Annotated in this window: 17 protein-coding genes and 2 pseudogenes; 8 read left to right on the forward strand and 11 right to left on the reverse strand. The window is 57.2% G+C overall.

The window, feature by feature from the left end:
* Positions 1–154 precede the first annotated feature (154 nt).
* Positions 155–613, reverse strand: coding sequence for a TlpA disulfide reductase family protein (locus HJB89_RS22025; RefSeq protein WP_018517578.1), 459 nt, complete (start codon positions 611–613; stop codon positions 155–157).
* Between the two features lie 996 nt (positions 614–1,609).
* Here HJB89_RS22025 and nifH point away from each other — a divergent pair.
* From nifH to HJB89_RS22065, 8 genes are all read left to right on the forward strand, one after another.
* The gene (gene nifH / locus HJB89_RS22030) at positions 1,610–2,503 is read left to right on the forward strand and encodes a nitrogenase iron protein (RefSeq protein ID WP_018517739.1); all 894 of its coding nucleotides are present in this window, start codon (positions 1,610–1,612) and stop codon (positions 2,501–2,503) included.
* 103 nt (positions 2,504–2,606) lie between these two features.
* The gene (gene nifD / locus HJB89_RS22035; RefSeq protein ID WP_018517738.1) at positions 2,607–4,091 is read left to right on the forward strand and encodes a nitrogenase molybdenum-iron protein alpha chain; all 1,485 of its coding nucleotides are present in this window, start codon (positions 2,607–2,609) and stop codon (positions 4,089–4,091) included.
* 97 nt (positions 4,092–4,188) lie between these two features.
* Entirely contained in the window at positions 4,189–5,730 is a 1,542-nt protein-coding gene (gene nifK, locus HJB89_RS22040; RefSeq protein ID WP_018517737.1) for a nitrogenase molybdenum-iron protein subunit beta, read from the forward strand.
* A gap of 53 nt (positions 5,731–5,783) precedes the next feature.
* A complete protein-coding gene (gene nifE, locus HJB89_RS22045; protein ID WP_018517736.1) occupies positions 5,784–7,205 on the forward strand; it encodes a nitrogenase iron-molybdenum cofactor biosynthesis protein NifE in 1,422 nt (473 codons plus the stop codon).
* Between the two features lie 52 nt (positions 7,206–7,257).
* Positions 7,258–8,577, forward strand: a complete 1,320-nt coding sequence (gene nifN / locus HJB89_RS22050) for a nitrogenase iron-molybdenum cofactor biosynthesis protein NifN (protein ID WP_018517735.1) — start codon at positions 7,258–7,260, stop codon at positions 8,575–8,577.
* A 391-nt stretch (positions 8,578–8,968) separates the two neighbouring features.
* Positions 8,969–9,292: a ferredoxin III, nif-specific gene (fdxB, locus tag HJB89_RS22055; protein ID WP_018517733.1), complete on the forward strand. Its 324-nt coding sequence runs from the start codon at positions 8,969–8,971 to the stop codon at positions 9,290–9,292.
* A 327-nt stretch (positions 9,293–9,619) separates the two neighbouring features.
* The gene (locus tag HJB89_RS22060; RefSeq protein WP_018517732.1) at positions 9,620–10,657 is read left to right on the forward strand and encodes an aspartate-semialdehyde dehydrogenase; all 1,038 of its coding nucleotides are present in this window, start codon (positions 9,620–9,622) and stop codon (positions 10,655–10,657) included.
* Entirely contained in the window at positions 10,654–11,754 is a 1,101-nt protein-coding gene (locus HJB89_RS22065; protein ID WP_018517731.1) for a hypothetical protein, read from the forward strand. The genes HJB89_RS22060 and HJB89_RS22065 overlap by 4 nt, the downstream gene beginning before the upstream one ends.
* Positions 11,755–12,864: 1,110 nt before the next feature.
* Here HJB89_RS22065 and rpoN read toward each other — a convergent pair.
* The 10 genes and pseudogenes from rpoN to ccoN all read right to left on the reverse strand — a co-directional run bounded on the left by rpoN (position 12,865) and on the right by ccoN (position 22,984).
* Positions 12,865–14,421 (reverse strand): RNA polymerase factor sigma-54, encoded by a 1,557-nt coding sequence (gene rpoN / locus HJB89_RS22070; protein ID WP_104891189.1) that lies wholly within the window; start codon positions 14,419–14,421, stop codon positions 12,865–12,867.
* A gap of 318 nt (positions 14,422–14,739) precedes the next feature.
* Positions 14,740–14,898, reverse strand: coding sequence for a cbb3-type cytochrome oxidase assembly protein CcoS (gene ccoS / locus HJB89_RS22075; RefSeq protein WP_018516585.1), 159 nt, complete (start codon positions 14,896–14,898; stop codon positions 14,740–14,742).
* A complete protein-coding gene (locus HJB89_RS22080; protein ID WP_018516586.1) occupies positions 14,895–17,180 on the reverse strand; it encodes a cation-translocating P-type ATPase in 2,286 nt (761 codons plus the stop codon). The genes ccoS and HJB89_RS22080 overlap by 4 nt, the downstream gene beginning before the upstream one ends.
* Positions 17,177–17,662, reverse strand: coding sequence for a FixH family protein (locus HJB89_RS22085; protein WP_018516587.1), 486 nt, complete (start codon positions 17,660–17,662; stop codon positions 17,177–17,179). The genes HJB89_RS22080 and HJB89_RS22085 overlap by 4 nt, the downstream gene beginning before the upstream one ends.
* Positions 17,659–19,226, reverse strand: a pseudogene (gene ccoG / locus HJB89_RS22090) (cytochrome c oxidase accessory protein CcoG). Before ccoG ends, HJB89_RS22085 begins: the two are co-directional and overlap by 4 nt.
* A 172-nt stretch (positions 19,227–19,398) precedes the next feature.
* A pseudogene (locus tag HJB89_RS33345) lies at positions 19,399–19,582 on the reverse strand (hypothetical protein).
* 10 nt (positions 19,583–19,592) lie between these two features.
* The gene (ccoP, locus tag HJB89_RS22095) at positions 19,593–20,456 is read right to left on the reverse strand and encodes a cytochrome-c oxidase, cbb3-type subunit III (protein WP_026242308.1); all 864 of its coding nucleotides are present in this window, start codon (positions 20,454–20,456) and stop codon (positions 19,593–19,595) included.
* A 1-nt stretch (position 20,457) separates the two neighbouring features.
* On the reverse strand, positions 20,458–20,610 hold the full coding sequence (locus HJB89_RS22100; protein ID WP_018516589.1) for a CcoQ/FixQ family Cbb3-type cytochrome c oxidase assembly chaperone: 153 nt from the start codon (positions 20,608–20,610) through the stop codon (positions 20,458–20,460).
* Positions 20,611–20,618: 8 nt separating this feature from the next.
* The gene (ccoO, locus tag HJB89_RS22105) at positions 20,619–21,353 is read right to left on the reverse strand and encodes a cytochrome-c oxidase, cbb3-type subunit II (protein WP_018516590.1); all 735 of its coding nucleotides are present in this window, start codon (positions 21,351–21,353) and stop codon (positions 20,619–20,621) included.
* Between the two features lie 8 nt (positions 21,354–21,361).
* A complete protein-coding gene (gene ccoN / locus HJB89_RS22110) occupies positions 21,362–22,984 on the reverse strand; it encodes a cytochrome-c oxidase, cbb3-type subunit I (protein WP_018516591.1) in 1,623 nt (540 codons plus the stop codon).
* Between the last annotated feature and the right edge of the window lie 1,209 nt (positions 22,985–24,193).

Genomic DNA, 24,193 nt, shown 5'->3' on the forward strand with positions numbered 1-24,193 from the left:
GACAATGTCGTACATCGTGTCTCCTATGCACGGAAGACCGCTTGTGGCGTGCGGACCTCATAAGCGAGTTAGTTTATGTTTTTGATGTGATCCCTTTGAATCGGCAGTGGAGGCGGGTGTGATCGACGCATTCAGCAGGCTGCGTGGCCTTGCGCTAGCTGCCGTCAAGCACTTTCGGCACAACGTAATCGAGGCCCGTAGGGTCGATAGCGGCGACGTTTCCGTCGCGGTCGACGATGAAAAGGGTAGGCACTTCTGTAGAATGGCTCGGCTCCATCCAGAGCCTGTATTTTTGGCCTGTTAAATCGACCCCTATTCCAAAATTCAGATTTGGGCACGTCCGGTTCAGCCATGCGTGCACATCAGCTCGAGCCTCAGCCGCCGTTGAATCGCGTTCAAGCAACACGACACCGATGACGTCAAGACCAACATCTCGGTATTTCTTCTGCAGTTGCCTGAGACGGGGCATCTCGCGCGCGCAGGCTGGGCAGGTAGTTGTCATAAACGCGATGATGTAAACTTTGCCACGTTGAAAAGCCTCAAGAGACTCGCCACGAACCCATTCCAAATCGTTGATTGAAGGTGCTAGGTCTCCTACCTTTAAGTCGGGCATGCCTGTACTCCTTAACGTGTTCAAACCAACGCGGTTATCCCGCAACGCGGATGCGGCGGCCGTTCCGCTGCCTCTCAATAGCTCTCAAGATTCGTGCCAAGCGGCCGATTGAGCTGACGAACAATAATTCGCCGCGATTCCAGCTATGTGGGCGTAAAATACGGGATTGAGAACAAGAACGCCTGTCACGTAACCGACAAAGGTAGCGACAACGCCGTAACTCATGACGTACCCCAACTAAATAGGCCATTTGGAATTTGCCAACTTAGATCCCTGACGCGGAGAAATGGTACTCGGCGAAGGCTCGAAAATTACGAGCAGATCATTTGTTCTGAAGTTGGCAAAGGTGGTACGCTACTGAAAAGCCGAGCTTTCTGAACGATCTACGCCGGGCGGGTGCCCTTGAAGAAGCAGCTAGGCAACTTGGACCATGCCGCACGACGTGTGGTCACAAGTGGCGCCTTCTTCGTCGTCTAAGGGTCATGATTGCTGACCGTGTGTGCGGGGGCGAGAGCTTCGTTGACATCACTGCCACTATCATAATGGACAGCAGAGTAGGACGTTAACCCTATGCGGGCACCAGACGCGGCATGGCGCTTGTCATCGCCGGAGACAGCGCTTTGCGGCAAGTGATCAGAATTTGTTACGGCCGGTCTGGTGATGGCTGCTCTAACAAAGTCCTAGAAGCTACGCATGGATAAATGAGACATCCTGCCGGTTGGTCCGATATTGCACAAACGGCCACCATTCATTGGCCCTCAGAGGGTGACAATCTATTTCGACATTGTCATCACCTTTGTCGGTTACTTGACAAGCGTTTGTGTTCTCAATCCCGTATTTTACGCCCACATAGCTGGAATCGCGGCGAATTATTGTTCGTCAGCTCAATCGGCCGCTTGGCACGAATCTTGAGAGCTATTGAGAGGCAGCGGAACGGCCGCCGCATCCGCGTTGCGGGTAACCAAATTGCTTCGAACACATGAAGGAACGCCAAGCATGGCAGCTCTGCGTCAGATCGCATTCTATGGAAAAGGCGGAATTGGCAAGTCCACTACGTCCCAAAACACGCTGGCCGCCCTTGTAGACCATGGGCAGAAGATCCTCATCGTCGGCTGTGACCCTAAGGCTGATTCTACGCGCCTGATCTTGAACTCGAAGGCCCAGGATACGGTTCTTGATCTCGCAGCAACGAGAGGTTCGGTTGAAGATCTTGAACTCGAAGACGTGCTCAAGGTAGGCTATAAAGGTATCAAATGCGTGGAGTCTGGCGGTCCGGAGCCAGGCGTCGGCTGCGCGGGACGCGGCGTTATCACGTCGATCAACTTTCTCGAAGAGAACGGCGCCTACAACGATGTCGACTACGTGTCTTATGACGTGCTCGGTGACGTTGTGTGCGGCGGCTTCGCGATGCCGATCCGTGAAAACAAAGCTCAGGAAATCTACATCGTCATGTCCGGCGAAATGATGGCGCTCTATGCCGCCAACAATATCGCCAGGGGCATCCTGAAATATGCTGCAGGCGGCAGCGTGCGCCTGGGTGGCCTCATTTGTAACGAGCGTCAGACCGACCGCGAACTCGACCTCGCCGAAGCGCTGGCTGCCAAACTCAATTCCAAGCTCATCCACTTCGTGCCACGCGATAACATTGTCCAACATGCCGAACTTAGAAAGATGACGGTGATCCAATATGCGCCGGACTCTCAGCAAGCGGCCGAGTACCGGACACTTGCCCAAAGAATACATGACAATTCTGGCAAAGGCACCATCCCGACCCCCATCACCATGGAAGAACTTGAGGACATGCTTCTCGATTTCGGGATCATGAAAACCGATGAGCAGATGCTTGCCGAACTTCAAGCCAGGGATGCCAAGTTGACAGCTGCCCAGTGATCACACTGACACGTGCGACCAGCGACACGCAAAGCGCCCGGCATCGCGTGAGGGAGGTTTCGCCAATGAGACTTCACCCAGACTTTTTCAAGGGGTAGCGTCAATGACCTTCAAATACCACAATGACAGTGACTTCCATGCGAAGCTTATAGCGGATGTGCTCTCCCAATACCCGGACAAAGCAGCAAAGCGCCGCAGTAAGCACCTTAGCCTTGCAACGAGCGAAAAGGACGGAAACGCGACCAGCGAATGCGAGGTAAAGTCGAACATCAAGTCTGTTCCAGGCGTGATGACGATCCGCGGCTGCGCTTACGCCGGTTCAAAAGGTGTCGTCTGGGGACCAATCAAGGATATGGTTCACATTTCACACGGGCCTGTGGGCTGCGGTCAATATTCCTGGTCGCAACGTCGCAACTATTACGTCGGCCTGACGGGCATCGACACGTTCGTGACCATGCAATTTACCTCCGATTTTCAGGAAAAGGACATCGTTTTCGGTGGTGACAAGAAATTGGAAAAGGTCATCGATGAGATCGCTGAACTTTTTCCGCTAAGCAATGGCGTCACCCTGCAATCAGAATGTCCGATCGGCCTGATTGGCGACGATATCGAGGCCGTAGCGCGAAAAAAGGCCAAAGAACACGCGACGACCGTTGTGCCGGTACGCTGCGAAGGGTTCCGTGGCGTGTCGCAATCGCTTGGCCACCACATCGCCAACGACGCAATTCGAGATTGGGTCTTCGAAAAGAAAGACATAAAATTCGACCCAGGTCCCTACGACGTAAATGTCATAGGCGACTATAACATTGGCGGCGACGCATGGGCCTCGCGCATCCTGCTCGAAGAGATCGGATTGCGCGTGGTCGGCAACTGGTCGGGAGATGCAACTCTCGCCGAAGTAGAGCGCGCGCCGAGAGCGGCACTCAACCTCATTCACTGCTATCGGTCGATGAATTACATCTCCAGGCACATGGAGGAAAAATATGGCATCCCTTGGATGGAGTATAATTTCTTTGGACACTCCCAAATCGATGCCTCGCTGCGCAACATAGCCGAACACTTCGGGCCGGAGATCCAAGAGAAAGCCGAAAAGGTCATAGCCAAATACCAACCCCTCGTTTGGGCCGTAATCGACAAATACTGGCAGCGCCTTTCCGGCAAACGGGTGATGCTCTACGTCGGGGGATTGCGTCCTCGTCACGTCGTCACCGCCTATGAGGACCTCGGTATGGAAATCGTAGGAACCGGCTACGAATTCGGTCACGGCGACGACTATCAGCGCACTGGCCATTATGTAAAAGAAGGCACGCTGATCTACGACGATGTGACTAGCTATGAACTTGAGAAATTCATTGAGGGAATTCGGCCCGATCTCGTCGGGTCCGGCGTTAAAGAAAAATACCCGGTGCAGAAAATGGGCATTCCATTCCGTCAGATGCACTCCTGGGACTATTCTGGTCCGTATCACGGTTATGACGGCTTCGCGATTTTCGCTCGGGACATGGACATGGCCATCAACAATCCAGTTTGGGGTCTCTACGACGCGCCCTGGAAAAATGACCGCGCTTTGGCGGCGGTTGCTGGGTGAGAACATAGCGTTCGCGCGTAAAAAACGCGCAACGGCTTAAGCGACGCATGTTTCTGGACCGCCCTTGAGCCGCGGCCAGATCGAAAGAGGTGACCCTATGCCGCAATCAGCTGAGAAAACTCTCGACCACGCGCCCCTATTCTGCGAGCCGGAATACAGGCAGATGTTAGCCGAGAAAAAGTTGAACTTCGAATGCCCACACCCTGATCAGGTCGTGTCAGACCAACGCGAATTCACGAAGACCTGGGAATACCGCGAGCAAAACTTGGCCCGCCAAGCCCTTGTCGTCAATCCAGCCAAAGCCTGCCAGCCACTCGGCGCGGTTTTCGCAGCGGCGGGATTCGAGCGAACGATGTCGTTCGTCCATGGCAGCCAAGGTTGCGTTGCCTACTACAGATCGCACCTATCGCGCCATTTCAAGGAGCCGTCATCGGTGGTCTCGTCATCGATGACAGAAGACGCCGCTGTATTTGGTGGCCTGAAGAATATGGTCGACGGTCTCGCCAACACGTACAAGCTCTATAACCCGAAGATGATCGCGGTCTCGACCACATGTATGGCCGAGGTCATCGGAGATGACCTGCATGGTTTTATCGAAAATGCCAAAAGTGAAGGTTCGGTCCCGCGCGATTTCGATGTCCCCTTCGCCCACACACCAGCCTTTGTCGGCAGCCATGTCGATGGCTACGACAGCATGGTAAAAGGTGTGCTGGAGAATTTCTGGAAGGGCACCGCGCGAAGTGAAGCCACCGCTTCTATCAACATCATTCCTGGATTTGATGGCTTCTGCGTTGGGAACAATCGCGAATTAAAACGCCTGCTCGACTTGATGCAAGTGAATTACATGTTCATCCAGGACGCATCAGATCAGTTCGATACCCCCTCCGATGGTAACTTTCGGATGTATGACGGGGGGACCAAAATCAATGACGTGAAGGCGGCGTTGAACGCGGAGGGGACGTTGTCCCTGCAATATTACAACACTCGCAAGACGCTAGACTACTGCAGAGACGTTGGACAAGCGACGATCTCCTTCCGCTACCCTCTCGGCGTCGAAGCTACCGACGAGCTCCTGATGGCGATATCTGGGATTTCCAGGAGAGAAATTCCCGAGACGATCCGCCTGGAGCGCGGGCGACTCATCGACGCGATGGCGGACAGCCAAGCTTGGCTGTATGGAAAAAAATACGCGATCTACGGCGATCCAGATTTCGTTTATGGGATGGCGCGCTTCATCATGGAGACCGGCGGCGAGCCAACCCACTGCCTCGCCACAAATGGCACCTCAGTTTGGGAGGACGAGATGAAGGAACTCCTCGCATCCTCGCCCTTCGGGAAGAATGCACAGGTTTGGCCAGGCAAAGATCTCTGGGCACTGCGCTCGCTACTGTTCACCGAGCCGGTGGATCTCCTGATCGGAAATTCTTATGGGAAGTATCTCGAACGGGACACCGGTACCCCACTGGTTCGGCTGATGTTTCCAATTTTCGACCGGCACCATCATCATCGATTCCCACTCATGGGTTACCAAGGCGGACTGCGTCTTTTAACGGCGATCCTCGACAAGATCTTCGACAACCTCGATCGCGAAACAATGCACGCGGGTGTGACAGACTATTCGTATGACCTCACGCGCTAAGAGCGGCGGCCGGCCAGGCGGCCTATCTCTCAACCAGATATGAAGGCAGACGAATGTCCTCGCTCAACGCCAAAGTCAAAGATGCCTTCCACGAGCTAGCGAGTGAAAGGAGCGGCAGCAAGGGTCCTAAGGCGCGCCGAAGGAATTGCGCGAGGCCAATGGCCCCGGGAACGGCCGTCGGCGGTTGCGCTTTCGACGGCGCCAAGGTCGCACTGCAGCCGATAACCGATGTCGCACATCTGATTCACGGGCCGCTCGCCTGCGAGGGAAATTCCTGGGACAACCGTGGCGCTGCCTCGTCAGGTCCAACACTTTGGCGCACGAGCTTCACGACTGATCTTACGGAAATCGACATCGTAATGGGCCACAGTGAACGGAAGCTCTTTAAAGCGATCCGGGAAATCAAGGATGGGTATGCGCCCGCGGCAATCTTCGTCTATTCAACCTGCGTTACAGCGATGATCGGTGACGACATCGACGTTGTTTGCAAGCGAGCGACGGACGAATTTGCCTTACCGGTGGTGCCGGTCAATGCGCCAGGTTTTGTCGGATCTAAAAACCTCGGCAACAAGCTAGCGGGCGAGGCGCTGCTCAAGCATGTCATAGGTACCGTGGAGCCCGATGAACCAGGCCTTTGCGACATCAACATACTCGGCGAATTTAACCTCTCTGGTGAGTTCTGGCAGGTGAAGCCGCTCTTGGATAAGCTCGGCATCCGCGTCCGCGCCTGTATTCCCGGAGACGCGCGATATCTGCAAGTCGCCTCCGCCCACCGCTCGCGCGCAGCGATGACGGTGTGTTCGACAGCGTTCGTTACGTTGGCACGTAAGATGCAGGAGCGGTGGGACATTCCATTTTTCGAGGGCTCCTTCTATGGCATTTCCGGCACCTCGGAGGCGCTCCGGCGGATCGCCGATCTGCTTGTAAGGAAGGGTGCTGACCCCTCGCTTTTGCATCGCACGGAAATCCTTGTAGCGGAAGAAGAGGAAAAGGTGTGGAAGAGGCTGGAAGCCTACCGACCTCGCCTTGAGGGCAAGCGCGTGCTTCTAAATACAGGCGGCGTGAAATCCTGGTCGGTCGTCCATGCCTTGATGGAGATCGGCATGGAGATCGTCGGCACATCAGTCAAGAAATCGACGCTCGAAGATAGGGAGCGAGTGAAGCAGACCCTGAAAGAGGAGAACCTCCTGTTCGAGTCGAAGTCGCCGCGCGAGCTTTTCTCGCTTCTACTCGACAGAAAGGCTGACATCATGCTGTCGGGCGGACGCACCCAGTATATAGCGTTAAAGGCTAAACTACCTTGGCTCGACATTAACCAGGAGCGTCATCACGCTTACGCTGGCTATGAGGGAATGGTGCAACTTGCTCGACAAATTGACCTGGCAATCCACAATCCGATGTGGCCGCAGGTGCGCGCGCCGGCGCCATGGGAGCCGGCCTTAGTCGTTGAAAAACGAGCGAAAAGAAAAGTGTAAGCGCGTCGAACCAAACCGCGAGATCACTCGCAAAAAATGTTGAGGTCGTACTATGGCACGCGTCGTATCTCAAACTAAGTCGGCGGCGGTCAACCCCCTGAAGTCGTCTCAGCCGCTTGGTGCTGCCTTCGCCTTTCTGGGCGTCGACGGCGCAATACCTCTGCTCCATGGCAGCCAGGGATGTACAAGCTTCGCGCTCGCACTGCTCGTGAGGCATTTCAATGAAGCGATCCCGCTGCAAACGACGGCGATGAACGAAGCCGCGATAATCGTCGGCGGCGCGGATCGTCTCGAAGAGGCAATTCTCAGCCTCAAAGCCCGCTCAAGGCCACGACTGATCGGGATATGCACGACCGCATCGGTAGAGGCCCGCGACGAGGATGTCGCCGGTGACGTCGAAAACATCAAACGCAGGCGGGCGATAGAACTTGTGGGCACCGAAGTGATAGTCGCCAACACGCCTGACTTTGACGGCGCCATAGAGGAGGGTTGGTCTAAAGCTGTTACCGCCGTGATCGAGGCAATAGCGCGACCTGACAAGCAGTATCGCAATCCGAGGAAGATCGCGATCTTGCCTGGCTGGAACTTAACGGTTGCTGACATAGAACATCTGCGCGAGACGGCCGAAAGCTTCGGCCTCGACCCGGTTATTCTGCCGGACGTATCCGGAGCGCTCGACGGCTCCATCCCGGAAGAATGGATGCCGACAACGTATGGCGGCACGAAAGTGGAGGAGATCCGCGATCTCGGTGCGACGATGCAGTGTATCGCAATCGGTGAGCATATGCGGCGACCGGCTGAAGCGCTGCAGAGACTGACCGGCGTGCCGTATGTGCTGTTTAGATCGCTGACGGGCCTAGAGAACGTCGATCGCTTTATTCGCGTGCTTGCCGCTATGTCACGCAAACAGACACCGCTCAATGTCCGCCGCAACCGAATGCAGTTGCAGGATGCCATGCTCGACGGACATTTTCATATGGCTGGCAAGAAGATCGCAATCGCCTCCGAGCCGGATCAACTTTTCCAGCTCTCCGACTTTTTTACTGCCATGGGTGCGGAAATTGCGGCCGCGGTCACCACGACCGGCACTTCGAAGGCGCTCGAGATGGTACCGGCGAAGACCGTCAAAGTCGGCAATCTCAGTGATCTGGAAAGTCTCGCCGCAACTGCCGATCTTATCGTCACACACTCGCACGGCCGAGAAGCTGCCAGACGTCTCGGCGTCCCGCTGATGCGGGTGGGGTTCCCCATGTTCGACCGCTTTGGCAGCCAGCACAAGCTTACAATCTTGTACCGAGGGACCCGCGACGTGATCTTCGACTTCGCGAACATCCTTCAGACTAACCACCCTCCGAACCCCTGGCCCACTTGACTCAACCGACAGGCGGGAATCGCAAAAATGAGATCAGTTCGTCGCCTCTCGCAGTTCAATGGCAGATTCCATCACCAGCGGCCGAAACGGCAGTTGGGCGCTTTGCGAACCGCGATCGCCACGCAAGCTATGAAAGGACTGAAAGCGCAGTTTGAATCGGCCAAACGATTGGCCAACTACGACGCGATACGCGACGCGTGGACCGTCGTGGAAGCCGCTGGGTTAGAAGACATCTCCGACGAGATCGGAAGACACCGAAGGGAAGGTGAGGATTGCACCGGGACAAAGATAGCGGCGTTAGACAGCTGCCGGCTCGCATTTTGTCTCGCAATGGGCGCGCCTTCGGCGGTCACATTTGTCATCGGCAGAACTCGCTAAATCGGAGGAATCTATGACAAGCTCATCCGTGACTCGCGACGGGTCCCGATGGATGCCGGAATATCTGAATTCGATCAACCCTGCCACGTGCATCGGCTGCGGCCGCTGCTTCAAGGTCTGCTCACGTGAGGTCATGCATCCCTACGGTATCGATGAAGCAGGCGAAATGCTGGGTGTCTGCGATGGCGAGGACGACTTTAATGGTGAGCTCAGTCGCGTGATCATGGTCATTGATTATCCCGGCCGCTGTATCGGCTGCGGAGCGTGCGCCCGCGTCTGTCCCAAGAACTGCCAGACTCATATCGCCGTTGATCATCGTGCGGTGCACGAATCTTGAATTCCGTTCCGAGCGGTAGAAGCCGCCGGCGCCGTCCACATTGCGAGACTATCGCATCGGTTCGAAGACGTGGAGAAGGCGGCATGGCAGCTTAGCGTGAAAGCAAATCCGCTTGCGACGCGAAGCTCTTTCTAGGCATCCAATCTGCCATTCGGGGGCAATCATCACAGGAAACACCAGGTCGAAAGTCCAACGATCTGAAGAGAGGAGGCATTGAACTGTGCATTAAGCCGCGACGACAGCCTTCCGGTTACATCCTTGGGCGGCCGAAGCGGGCTTCGAAATTTGAAAGCAAGATCCAACCACGAGCGTCTAAATGAGGTACTCATGAGACCATTAGATATTTCTGTCGTTGGAGCAACCGGGGCGGTCGGAACGGCCCTGATCAAGTTGTTGGAAAAAAGCGAGATTAAGATCAATCGACTGCGACTGTTCGCCTCCAGTTCGGGTGCGCGCCAATTCAAGTTTCGAGACCAAACATATTTAGTTGAGGCACTCCGCGACATCGGCGATATCGGCGATACCAAAACCGATATCGCATTCTTCTCCGCAGGCGGTGACGTAAGCGCCAAATGGGCGGCTCCGTTCGCATCCCAAGGCACCTTGGTGATTGACAACTCGAACTCCTTTCGAATGAACCCTGACGTACCACTCGTCGTACCACAAGTTAACGCCTGTTCACTTACAGTTCGTCCGCCGTCTGGAATAATAGCAAACCCAAATTGCTCCACGATACAGCTGGTTCGGGCACTGCGACCGCTGATAGCGACGTTCGGCGTTAACCAGGTTCTTTTGACCACCTATCAAGCCGCCTCAGGAGTTGGCCTGCGCGGGATTAACGAGCTAGAAGACGGTGCCGTAGCCTGGCTCGAGGGGAGCACCGGACCCGCTGCGGAGAGCTTCCCTGTCCCTCTTGCATTCAATGTCATACCTCAGATCGGAGAGATTTCCCGTGAAGGCGTGGCTCTAGAGGAACGCAAGCTGGTTCAAGAGTCACGGAAGATCTTCGGTATGCCTCATCTGCAGTTAACCGCCACCTGCGTTAGAGTGCCGGTAAAGACGGGCCATTCCGAGGCGGTATACGTCGAGTTCGACGATCATGTTCGACTAGAACAGGTCCGTGAGCTCCTGGCAAATGAACCAGGTGTTCGACTTTATGCTGATGAAATTCGCGACGGATATCCAACGCCGCGCTATCTGGGAGATCCTGCAGATGTTCACGTCGGTCGGGTCCGAGTTAATCCAGAGAATCCGCGCGGGCTGTGGATGTGGGTTGTAGCCGACAACGTTCAGGTTGGGGCCGCACTGAACGCACTCCTCATCGCACAGCTTGCGATCGCCAATAACTTGATGGATGAAACATGAAGACGACCATTGTCAAATTCGGGGGTTCGAGTTTTCGAGATCCTTGTGATTACGCTCGAGTTGCTCAGCATCTAGCTGAGCTGCGGGCTGCAGGCGGAGTCAAGATTATCGCCGTGGTCAGCGCAATGTATGGAATGACCGACAAGCTGAAAGCAACCATGCTTGGCGTCAACAAAGAAGCATCACCATCGAATCTCGATGCGGCACTTGCCACGGGCGAGATGCTGAGTGCCTGCATGTTGGAGGCTGCAGTCAGTCGCCTCGGGATTCCCGTAACGTCGTTGAATGGCTATGCCCTCGGGATACGCACTAATTCAGACTTCGGCCGGGCGTCAGTTGAAAGCGTCGATCCTCAGCCAATCAGGGCTGCACTTCAGGAGCATGACATTGTCATTGCCGCGGGTGGTCAGGCAATTGATCAGTCGGGCAAACTAACGTTTCTCGGCAGAAACAGCTCCGATCTGACAGCAGTCGTGATCGCTGCCATGTTAGGAGAGCAAGCGTGCGAAATATATTCAGATGTTAAGGGCGTCTACACGGCAGATCCTCATCTTGTACCAGGGGCACGATTCATCCCGAAGATTGGGTATGGGACAATTGCGCAGATGTCGCGGCAGGGCGCTAAGGTGCTGCACCATAGGGCAGTGGATTATGCTAAAAAGCACGCAGTCACCATAGTTTGCAAAGCACTGACTAGTGACGGAGTGGCGACGGGCACGATCATCACAGGCCACGGATACTCCGGTTCCGTGACAGTAGCACGCGACGCAGCAGTATTAGCTGTCGCGAGTGTTGCAGAACGCGACACTCTCCTTGTGCTTCTTGATCAACACGATATTAGCTCGATATTCTTTGAAGAGGACGGCAGGCCCTGCCTTTGCATCATAACCGACATCGATTTTGCGATGCGCCTTGTCGCATCGGCAGGCACGCGCGCGGTCGCCATCGGATCAAGGGTCGTGGTGACCGAGCTTAATGGCGCGATGTCGCGCGTCCACCTTCACGTTGACTACGAGAGCGCCTTGGCACATGCGCAAAACATCCACGAACAAATGTATCCTGCAGCCGTTCGCGATCTTGTGATAGAGAACGACTAAACAGCGCCACAGGCGACGCCCGAATGGAGGCGGCGGCGAAGTCGCTTGATCTGGCCATCGGTTAAGGGATGCTTCGACTTGGTAGCCGGGTGATCGTTAGCGACGATCGCCTGTTCCACCGCCCTGATAACCCCGGCACATCGTCGAGTTCAACATGCAGTCGTCATCGCAGGGACAGGGCGCGGACAGACGCGACCGGTGAATTCGAAAAAGTTATTGTCGAATGCAGGTTCTGGATCGCCGCTTTCCAGTTGTGGTAGACGAGGACAGTGCAAAGCGGCTGAAATCAACCCTTCACCTTGCAGCGCGCCAGCATCTCGTCCTCGTTCCGGCGCGCTCTTGATGCCCTTGCGCCGGCCCTTGGTCGCTAGACTCATCGCGCAGGTACTTCGCATTCTCGGCCCATTGATGCGGCCGGCGGCAATCCGCGCCGCGGTGCTATATGACTAGCGGCCCCTTGATGACATAGCGGTCGGTCTTCAGCGCGCCTCCTAGCTGCCAACGGCTCGCGCAAGCCCCTGTACGGCGGGAGGAGAACTCTGCCGGCGGAACGCCCTGATCGGGTTGGAAAACCCAGGGGCGTATGGTCCCCTTGACGCAGAAGGCAACGCTTGAGAGGACTGCTGGCGCAATCAATCGGCACAAAAATCGCAGCTCACGAAGATGATTGCGCTGTTTGATATTCGTTAAACTGTTCCGCAGAATGGCCATGCAGCGCCAGGTAATCGCTACCTAGGGCAGGCTCGCTTGTCGAAAAATGTACGTCGCCCCTGTACGATGTGGCACCGCGAAACCTGTTCCTGCGCCGAGATATCTGAGGAATTGAGTTTGCTGTCGCAGATGCTGTCATAGCCGCCGCACTTCTTGATCCAGCTCGAGCGCAGGGTGCGATCTAACCCCGATTGCGGTTGCGACGCTAAGCGCGGTGCCGGCGGATGTGGTGCCGGGCACATTTCGGACACAAAACATGCCCGCGGGCCCACAATAAAAATGGCAGACTTGGCCAGCGCAAGCACCGCGGGCGTGATCCAAAGTCACCCGAGGGCTAGCTTTCATAGAGTCGCGCCGCTTAAGGCAGGATTTTTCGGTTCAGGTCGAAGCATGATAGCCTCAGAAACCGGCGACCTTGGCGAGCGCCCGCTTCTCGCGGCGGCGCTGGACCGAAGATGCAATGTTCATCGCCTCCCGGTATTTTGCAACCGTGCGACGGGCGAGATCGACGCCGCCCTTCTTCAGCATGTCAACGATATCGTCATCAGAAAGCACCGCCTCCGCGCTCTCCTGCAGGATCAGCGCACGGATCTTGTGACGCACGGCCTCGGCCGAATGGCTGTCGCCGCCGGCGATGGCACTGATCGAGACGGTGAAGAAATATTTGAGTTCGAAGAGGCCGCGCGGCGTCAGCATATATTTGTTCGACGTGACGCGGCTGACGGTGGATTCATGCATCTTGATCGCTTCGGCGACCGTCTTCAGGTTCAGCGGGCGCAGGTGATCGATGCCGTGCTGTAAGAAGGCGTCCTGCTGGCGGACGATTTCACTTGCCACCCTCATGATGGTATTTGCCCGCTGATCGAGGCTGCGCGTCAGCCAGTTGGCGGTCTGCATGCAATTAGAGAGGAAGGCCTGAACCTCTGCATCCTTGGTCTTGGTCACGCGAGAAAAATAGGACTGGTTGACCAGTACGCGCGGCAGAGTATCCGGATTGAGCTCGACCAGCCAGCCGCCTTCCGAGGAGGCTCTGACGACCACATCCGGCATGATCGCTTCGGAAACACCTGCCTCGAAACCGCTGCCGGGCTTCGGATTGAGCTGACGGATCTCGCCGAGCATGTCGAGAAGATCTTCCTCGTCGACGCCGCAAAGCCGCTTCAGCGTGGCAAAATCACGCCGGGCAAGTAGTTCGAGATTTTCGACCAGAGCCTGCATGGCCGGGTCGTATCGGTCCTTCTGCCTCAGCTGGATCGCCAGGCATTCGGCGAGGCTGCGGGCGAAAACACCCGGCGGATCGAGGCTCTGGAGGGTGGCGAGCACGCGCTCGGCCTGTGCGAGGCTCGTACCCAGCCTCTCGCCCGCCTCGACGATATCGGCCTGCAGATAACCGCAGTCGTCGAGCTGGTCGACGAAATTCTGCGCGATCAGCCGGTCGGCCATGTCAGGCAGGACGAAGGGGATCTGCTGGGCGAGATGATCGCATAACGACACCTGGCCGGCGACGAAATCGTCAGGATCGTAGTCGGCGCCCTCGCCGCTGCCCGGCATCGATTTCCACTGGCTGACGAGCTCCGGCGCATCGAGGCGCTGCGGGGCACCGTCATCGGGAAAGACATTGGTGTAATTGGCGTCGAGTTCGTCGTTCAGCCGGCTGGTGCTGGCGCTGCCGCCGTTATCATACCAGTCGCTGGAGAGCGCCTCGGTGCGGTTGTCATAGCCATCGTCCGATCCCGCATCCTCCGGCTGATGAGCATACTGCTCCTCTTCGGCATCGCCGCCCGCCTCATCATCGTTGTACGGAAATTCGAGCAGCGGGTTCTGTTCCACTTCTTGAGCGATAAACTGGTTGACTTCGAAGTGCGTCATCTGCAGCAACTGGATGGATTGCCTCAGTCGCGCTGTCATCACCAGGGACTGGCTCTGGCGCAGTAAGAGATTGGCGGACAGTTTCATGATAAAGTTCCACTTAATTCTTGGGACCATGCCTGATCATGACCGCAGGGCACGGAGATCGATGCCTTCACGTGAAATTGGCACGCTTGGCATCATGAACCACTTGGGGCAACTTGGGCGCCGCGGCGCGTGATAGCTTTCAAGAAGCGTGCCAAACCATCGACTGGATTCCGAAAAAGAATATGCTTGAGTTTCAGTGATTTATGGCGAGTAGTGAACTTGGTTGCGAAAGGGCATTTGTCGCGAAGCCGACAAACGACGACAGTGCAGATTGTCGCGACTGTCCATATTCATTTCGTGTTTGGACACAGTGTGCGGTTAGGGTTTTCGTTGATCCGGTTCGTCCTCGGCGAGGATTCGCCAGGCGGCGCCTTGAAGGTCGTCATACTGGCCGCTCTTCAGCGACCAAAGGAATGCCAGGAGTCCTATTCCTCCCATCAGCAGCGCGATCGGTATGAGATAGATCAGCATGTTCATGCGGCTTTGACCTCCGCCCTCCTGCCGATCCCCCCTCGAATTTGCATATCCTGACGCTTGCCGAACGCGTTCAGGCGCAGTGCGTTGGTCACGACGATGATCGAGGATGTCGACATTGCCACCGCCGCTATGAGCGGCGTCGCCAATCCGGCGATGGCGATCGGTACCGCCAGAACGTTGTAACCGATGGCGAGAGCGAAGTTCTGCCGGATGAGGCTGGCGGAACTTCGCGCAACGGCGATCGCTTCCGGAACAGCGTCAAGGCGATCGTTGAAGAAAACGAGGTCGGCGGCCTGTCTGCCGATATCGGAGGCCGTGGCCGGCGCCATCGAGACATGCGCCGCAGCAAGTGCCGGGGCGTCGTTGATACCGTCGCCAACCATCAGCACGCGACGACCTTGGCCATTCAGCCTTTGGCATTCCTCGACCTTCTGTTTCGGCGTCAGAGAGCCCAAAGCCCTGTCGATACCCAGGGCATGCGCCGTATTGTCGACGACGGTCTGCCTGTCGCCCGACACGATCAGCGTTTCAAGGCCGGCTGCATCGAGCCGGTCGATGGCCTCGCAAGCACCCGGACGAAGCGTGTCATCGAAGAAGAAGCGGGCAAGATCGACACCATTCTTCGACAGGACCACTTCCGAGAACGGACTGTCGGCGATGCGGGGCACGACGCTGGTTCCGCAGGCAAACGCCGCGTTGCCCAATCGATAGACATCCGCTCCGCTCCTGGCTTCCAGTCCCCGGCCGGGGATTTCCGTGACGATGTCGAAGGACATGCGGTCGGTTTCGGTGTCCCGTACCAGGGCCCGAGAAAGAGGATGCCGTGAATGCGCGGCCAATCCACGGGCGATTGCGGTGGCGCTCTCGTCGATGGCGTCCACTCTGACAAGGCGCGAACTGCCCATCGTCAAGGTGCCCGTCTTGTCAAAGGCCACGGTGTCGGTCTCGGCCAGTCTTTCGAGTGCTGAGCCGTCCTTTACCATGATCCCCTTCCGGAAAAGCTCTCCCGCGGCGACGACCTGGACCACGGGTACGGCAAGACCCAATGCGCATGGGCAGGTAATGATCAGCACCGCTACGGCGACCAGCATGGCCTGTTTCCAGTCTCCGCCCAGGAGGCCCCAGGCAAGGAAGGAGACCAGCGCCAGCAGATGCACGACCGGGGAATAGAGTGTCGCAGCGCGATCGGCGATCCTGCGATAGCGAGCTCTTCCGCCCTCGGCGGCTTCCATGAGGCCGATGATTTCCGAGAGAAGCGAATTCTTGGCAATTCTCGTCGCCCGCAACACGAGCGAGCCGGTCAGATTCATCGCCCCGGAACTCACTTCGCTGTTGCTGGCGACGGCGACGGGGCTGCTCTCGCCGGTGACGATGGAGAGGTCCAGGTCGCTCTCTCCGCTGACGACTATGCCATCGACGGGAACCCGTTCGCCTGCGGCTATCGAGATTTCATCCCCCGCCGCGATCTCTTCTACCGCAATGTAGCGTCGCGACCCGTCCGGATTGATCAGCAATGCTCCGCGCGGGGCCAGTCTTGCGAGTCCGTTGATCGCCGCCCGAGCCTTTTCCCGCATGACATGATCGAGGGTTCTGCCGATCAGCAGGAAGAAGAGCAGCGAGACCGAAGCGTCGAACCACGCATGCTCGCCGTGATGGACGGTCTCCCACAATGAAACGGCATAGGAGAGCATCACGGCGAGTGAGATCGGAACGTCCATGTTGGTGCGCCCGTGCCGCAGCGCATTCCAGGCCGATTTGAAGAAGAAGCGCCCTGCATAAACCAGCGCGGGCGCTGCTATCATCGCCGAGATCCAATGAAACATATCGCGCGTCGCGGCATCTGCGCCCGACCAGACCGAAACCGAGAGCAACATGATGTTGGCAGCCGCAAAACCGGAAACGCCGATCGCGAGGAGAAGCTGATTTCTGGTCTTGTCGTTCTCGGGAGCGGAGGGGGTGAAGAGATGTGCGCGATATCCGGCCGAGTTGATCGCTGCGAGGATCTTGGATGGATCGGTTGCGCCCGTCTCGATCTCCTCCAGGTAGACGCAGCTCACCCTTCGCGCCGTGAGATTGACTCGCGCTGTCTTGACGAAGGGAAGCGTCAATAACGCCCGTTCGATGGTCGAAATGCAGCCGCCGCAGTGCACGTCGGAAACGCTCAGGTCCAGCTGGCGCAATCCTTCGCCGAGCGGCTGGCTGGCAAGGCGGACCTCTTCGGCACTGAATGATTTCGTGCTGAGGGCAAGTACGCTTTCCGCGTCCATGGTACAGCAGGTCATTGGCCTAACTCCCCGGTATCGATGCGTTTTGCCTCATGCATGACGACCACGCCGTTGTTTCGCGAGATGGCCTCGACGATCCAGTCACCTTCGGCTAGGTCATGCTCCGCTTCGAAACGCCCTGCGGCTGCCTTCCTGAGCGTAAGGTGGAAGTCCTCGTGGTCTCCGACGGGCCGTTTGAAATTCAGAACGACGTCGTCGACGATCGCAGGCGATCCGCTCTTGTCGCGAATATCGTAGCGGATCTCGTGCCCCTTTATGGAGAGGTTGCCCTCGATGCCGGAAGCGGCCATTGCCTTCATCGCCGCGGCTTTGCGGTTGAACTCCTGACTGGCGACATAGGTGTTTTCCACGACCAGACCGCTCCAGCTGGAGGAGGCATAGAAGGCCATGGTGACGTTCACCGCGATCACCACGCCAAAGAATGCCGAGGTCGCAAGCAGCATGTGCAGGCCTGTAAAACCCAGAGCGGAGGTCTTCATTTGATGTCTCCCGGTGCATTGAACGCCGCGCGGTAGGTTGCCCGATCGGCATGATCGGTATCTTCGATAACGAACAGAAATTCATTGATCGCGGCTCCGGTAGGCTTGCGCGTAACGAAGACCTTCAGCGTCGTGGCCGCGTCGGGTTCGGCAGGGACTCTAAAGCTGCGAGCGTCTTCCTTGCCCAACTCGGGAATGCGCATCGTCGCCCCCTCCAGCCCGACCAGGCTTATGTTCACATCCCTCGGCGTCGGCACCATGTTCAGGATCCGAAGCGTATAGCCATTCCGCAGAGAGCCGTCGCTTTCCAGAACATATTGGGGGTTTCGGTCGTGAACGACGTTGAGTTCAAGGCGCTCCCGAAAGCCGAGATGGACCAGCATGGCCACGCCGACGGACGCCCAGGCGAACGCGTAACAGAGTGTTCTCGGGCGCAAGATGATACGCCAGTCGAAGTGCCGTATCGCCGGAACGAACGTCCCATTATCGTTTCGAATCCTGGACGGCTGGACGGCCATTCGTCCTTCGTCCGTGGCGAGCGACATGTTGCTCGAGTATTCGCTCAGGGTGGCGTAGGCAATCAGGCCGCGAGGCTTCCCGCGCTTCTCCATGAGACCGTCGCAGGCGTCGATGCAGAGCCCGCACGTGATGCACTCCATCTGCTGCCCGTCGCGAATATCGATTCCCATCGGACACACGGCCACGCAGGCATTGCAATCGACGCAATCCCCGACCGGCACGCCCCTGGCTCGAGCTTTCTTCGGGTAACGCGACCGCTGCTCGCCCCGCCAGTCATTGTAGGTGACGACAAGAGAATTCTCGTCGAGCATCGCACCCTGGATGCGTGGCCACGGGCACATGTAGGTGCACACCTGCTCTCGCATGAGACCGCCGAGCACGTAGGTGGTTGCAGTAAGGATGGCGACGGTGGTGTAGGCGGCTGCAGGAGCGCGGCCGGTGAACAGCGAAACAAGCAGGCTCGGCGCGTCGGCAAAATAAAAGATCCACGCTCCGCCTGTCACCACGCCAATCAGCAGCCAGATCGAATGTTTGACGACGCGCTTCCTCAGCTTGGCAAAGCTCATGAGGCCAGCGTCAAGCTTCATTCGCGCGTTTCGATCGCCTTCGATCGCACGTTCGACGACGAGAAAGAGATCAACCCAGACGGTCTGCGGACAGGCGTAGCCGCACCATGCGCGCCCAGCCGCGGAAGTGACAAGAAACAGGCCGAACCCCGCCATGACGAGGAGACCCGCTACATAATAAAATTCCTGAGGCCAGATTTCGATGAAGAAAAAGAAAAAGCGTCGCGAAGAGAGATCGATGAGGATTGCCTGGTCGGGCGCGTAAGGACCGCGATCCCAGCGAATCCATGGCGCGAGAAAGTAGATGCAAAGCGTAATCAGCAGGACGATCCACTTGAACCGACGGAAACGTCCCTCTGCATGCTTGGGGAAAACCTTCTTCCGAGGAGCGTAGAGAGGCTGCCGGCTGCGACGGGCGTTGACTGGCACGCCACTGAGCCTTTTGGTGTATCGGGATCTGGTGCGGTGCAGAGGTTCATGGGACCTATCGGATTTCATCTGCCGTTGTCCCAACTGCTGCGCATTTATCATTGATGCAGATCAAGAGCGGAGGCCTTCGTGCGAAAGGAAAACGCCATGGAGAGAGGGCGTGGCCTCGGGGGCTGCGGGCGAACAAACAACCTCGCTGGAACGTCCTCGACAACGCTACAGCTACCGGCTTGTCTGCTCGTGGTCTTTGAGGCAGGTCCAACTGATGATCGAACTGGCGCTCTTTGCTAGGTCGTCCTGATTGGAAGGTGGCGGCGTGGCCTTGGCGCGTCGAGCCGCGTGATCGTATCGTAGCGCGCGGCGTGCCGTAGAGGCCGAGGATTAGATTGTGGTCATGATCTGACATGGCATCCTCCTTAGGTTCCGCCGCCGAGCGAATGGACGAAGATCGTCAGTTCCTTGACCGTCGTGTCGCCGAGACGCCCTGCCCAAGCAGGCATGACGCCGTGTTTGGGAGCGGCTACCTGGCGCATGATCGCATCCTCGCCGCGTGCCTTCAGCCAGATCGCATCGGCGAGATCTGGCGCGCCCATGTCGGCCTTTCCTTTGGCGTCGTCGCCGTGACATGCGGCACAGTTATCGAGGAAGACCTGCTTTCCGGCCTCTGCGAGACCGGGGTCCGACGGTGTATTCGTCAGTCCCCAGACGTAAGCCGCGACCTGCCTTGTCTGGACGGGATCCAGAACATCGGCAAAGGGCGGCATCTCGGAAGCATGAGTGTCCGTATCCCCGTCGAAGCGAATCCCATGCGCGATCGTCGCCTGGATGGCATCCAGGTCTCCGCCCCACAGCCAATCGTCGTCGTTGAGGTTCGGAAATCCCGGGCCGCCGCTTGCTCCCGAGCCATGGCACGGCGCGCAGTTCACCTTGAATGCAGACGCGCCGCCGGCGACCGCGAATTCGCGAAGGGCAGAATCGGAATCGATCTCGTGCACCGTCTTGGCGGCGATCAGATCATGAAGTGTCGTCTGCGATGCTTTGGCCTGATCCAGGTTCTGCTGCAGCTCGGCGCGGCTGGAATAGCCCAGCATGCCCTTCGTAGCGTCGGTAATCATCGGGATCGCGGGATATGCGATCGCATAGCCCAAAGCCCAGACAATGGTGGCGTAGAAGGTCCACACCCACCAACGGGGCATCGGATTGTTGAGTTCGCGGATGCCGTCCCATTCATGTCCGGTCGTTTCGACGCCGCTAAATTCATCGATATGTTTTTCCGACATCTCAATCATCCTTCAGGGGAATATCGGCGGCCTCTTTCGCCGTCTGCTTGCTGCCTGGGCGAAGGGTGAACACAACGACGCCGACGAAGAATGCCGCCATTGCCAGGAGGGCCCAGCTGTCGGCGAAGTGTCTCATCGCAGTGTAGGTTTCCATGGATCACCTCATCGGTAGCCGGTCGCATCGTCGTAGGTCGAGAAATCGACCAACGTTCCGAGCATCTGCAGGTAGGACACCAGGGCATCCATTTCGGTTAGCGCAGCAGGATCGCCGTCGAAATCGCCGGTCTTCGCCTTCGGATAGCGGGCAAGCAGGGCCGTGGTATCTGCGTTCGGATCGGCTTGGGCCTTCATGTCGGCCTCCGCGTTCGCCAGCATGTCGTCGTCATAAGGCACGCCCACGTCCTCGTTGGCCTTCAGGTCCATTCCCACGTCCTTGACCGTCACCCTCTGCTCTTTGAGGAAGGCGTAACTCGGCATGATCGACTCCGGCACCACTGCCCGAGGATCGGCGAGATGCTGGACATGCCATTCGTTGGAGTAGCGTGCGCCGACACGGGCCAGATCCGGCCCGGTTCGCTTGGATCCCCACTGGAAAGGGTGATCGTACATGGACTCGGCCGCGAGCGAGTAATGGCCGTAACGTTCGACCTCGTCGCGGAAGGGCCTGATCATCTGGCTATGGCAGAGGTAGCAGCCTTCGCGGATGTAGATGTTTCGTCCGGCCAGCTCGAGCGGCGTATACGGCCGTATGCCTTCCACCTTTTCAATCGTGTTCTGCAGGTAGAAAAGCGGTGCGATTTCGACGATGCCGCCGATGCTCACGACGAGCAGCGAGCCGACGAGAAGGAGCGTCGCGTTCTTCTCGAGGATCTGATGTTTATCAAGTATCGATGCCATGTCTCACCTCATTCGGCAGGCTGTGCTTGGGGCACGAAAGTGGTTGGGATCGCAGCTTCGTCGCGCAGATGGCCGCGGATCGTCATGAACACGTTCCAGGCCATGACGAGACCGCCCGCCAGGTAAAGCGTTCCGCCCACGGCGCGCAGCACGTAGTAGGGGAACATCGCCGCGACCGTCTCCGCGAAGGAGTAGACGAGGAAGCCCTGGGAATTGTACTCGCGCCACATGAGCCCCTGCTGGATGCCGGCAACCCAAAGCACGGCGGCGTAGACGACGATCCCGAAGGTTGCGAGCCAGAAGTGCCAGTTGACCATCCGCAGGCTGTAGAGACGCTCGCGTCCCCATAGTTTCGGCGTCAGGTAGTAGATCGCCCCGAAGGTGATCATTCCCACCCAGCCGAGAGCGCCGGAATGCACGTGACCGATCGTCCATTCGGTATAGTGGCTGAGCGAATTGACTGTCTTCACCGACATCATCGGGCCCTCGAAGGTCGACATCCCGTAAAAGGCGATGGCGACGATCATCATACGGATGATCGGATCGGTGCGAATTTTGTCCCAGGCGCCCGAAAGGGTCATGAGACCGTTGATCATGCCGCCCCAGGAGGGCATCCAGAGCATGATCGAGAAAACCATGCCGAGCGTCTGGGCCCAGTCGGGCAGCGCCGTGTAATGCAGATGATGCGGACCGGCCCAGATGTACATGAAGATCAGCGCCCAGAAGTGGATGATCGAAAGCCGGTATGAATAGACGGGTCGGTTGGCCTGCTTCGGCACGAAATAGTACATCATGCCCAGGAAGCCGGCGGTGAGGAAGAAGCCGACGGCGTTGTGGCCGTACCACCATTGGGTCAGCGCGTCCTGGACGCCGGAGGAGACAGAATAGCTCTTGGAGCCCAGGAACGAGGCGGGAACCGCCAGGTTGTTGACCACGTGCAGCATCGCAATGGTGACGATGAAGCTGAGATAGAACCAGTTTGCCACGTAGATGTGCGGCTCTTTGCGCTTCAGGATCGTTCCAAGATATACTGCTAGGTAGGCGACCCAAACGATGGTCAGCCAGAGGTCGACGTACCACTCAGGTTCGGCATATTCACGGCCTTGGGTGATTCCAAGAACGTATCCGGTCGCAGCCATCACGATAAAAAGCTGATAGCCCCAGAATACGAACCAAGCCAGATTGCCGCCGAAAAGACGTGCGCGACAGGTGCGTTGCACCACGTAGAACGACGTCATGATCAGCGCGTTGCCGCCAAAGGCGAAGATGACTGCCGACGTGTGAACGGGCCGCAGCCTTCCGAAATTGAGATAAGGGGCGATGTTGAGGTCAGGAAAGGCCAGTTGAAGCGCGATGATCACGCCAACCAGGAAGCCAACCACGCCCCAAAATACCGTGGCGATCAAGCCATACCGTATCACCTCGTCGAAATAGCCGGACCTATCGACGTTGCGCTGTTGTCCTGCCGGCGAAAAGTCAACCTTCCTGACCATCAGCACAGCCCCCATAACGAGGCAGAGGCAAAGTATGCCCATATGGACCGCAAAGAGATGATCATGCGCGAATGCGGCTACTAGCAGCGCTAGAAACGCCGCGACCGCGATCACCATCGTTTCCGTTGTGTAATTCATGATGTCGTCCTCAATGCGCCGACGACCGCGTCGCGGCCGTCTTTCTCGCCAGAACTGTCACGAAGCCGCAAATTGCTCCTTGATCCACATCAACGAGAGGACAGAAAGACGGGACGACGCTGCGGCTATAAATGCAAAGGCTTTTAATCCGTTGACACACGCTGACTATTCCACCGTCAAGTTCACGTCGCGTCATCCATTGTTGCCCGTGGGCAAGCCCACTCGGAGGCTCATTTGCGTTTGAGTGTTCAATCCCGGGTTTTGACGGTTCATCATTTCCTTGCAATTGAAGGAACGAGCTATGGGCCAGGTTTATGTGTGAGCACCCAACGAAGGGGCAATCCATTTATGAAGAGAGCTTCAGAGTCACCGGAAGACGTTTGGCCAACGGAAGAAATGGACGGTCTTGCCGACATACGGTTGGACACGCTGAATGAAGGGACGCTGGCCTTTGAGGTGAGAAGTCCCAAAGGGGAGCCAAGGAATTTTCTGCAAACATCGACTGGGATGTATTTCGCGCGGGAGCCGCCACGACAGCCGGTCTCGCGACTTCGCGTGGTAACGCTTTCGATGTCTAAATGTATGGCGTCGGGCTCCCTACAGACCGCGAAATTTTCGCGGCCAATACGCAAACGGTCCATATGTGGCGGCCCCGGCGTCCCGTGCCCAAGGCGGCGGTTATCAGCCTTGGGGGCGCACCGGACCGGACGCCATGTAACGCAAGCTCCCTATCGATTCTGTTGCTATATATCTTCATCCCTTAAGTTGTCATGGCTTCAAAGTGGTGCTCTCCCTGACGCGACGCACCGTCAGAATCTCCAAAGCCATGGCTAATATCCCGAATGCCAACGCGGGCTATGCCTTCGGACTTGGTAGACCTGCGGATAACACCAGCTTCCCCCAGAAGTGATCTGACGTACATGTGCCATTTCGCTTCCTGGTGTTTGAATCAATTGTTCAACCGACGTGGCGGGTCGCGGTGAGCCGCACTAGATCATTCCCTATTATTTATCTATTCAGATTGGACAATGAACGGTTCGGGAAACATTGCTTGGTCGCAGAGATGACAAAAGTGACGGATTATCTTGTAAACTGATCGTCGCTCTTCAGGACCGTAAAAGGTCAGAACCTTCCAAGGGGTTTGAGGAGGCGAAGCTCATTCATTCGCCCTTAAAGGAGGCGGTGACAAATTGAAGACATTCCTTCATT

Source organism: Rhizobium sp. NZLR8 (assembly GCF_019685025.1).
Classification (GTDB): domain Bacteria; phylum Pseudomonadota; class Alphaproteobacteria; order Rhizobiales; family Rhizobiaceae; genus Rhizobium.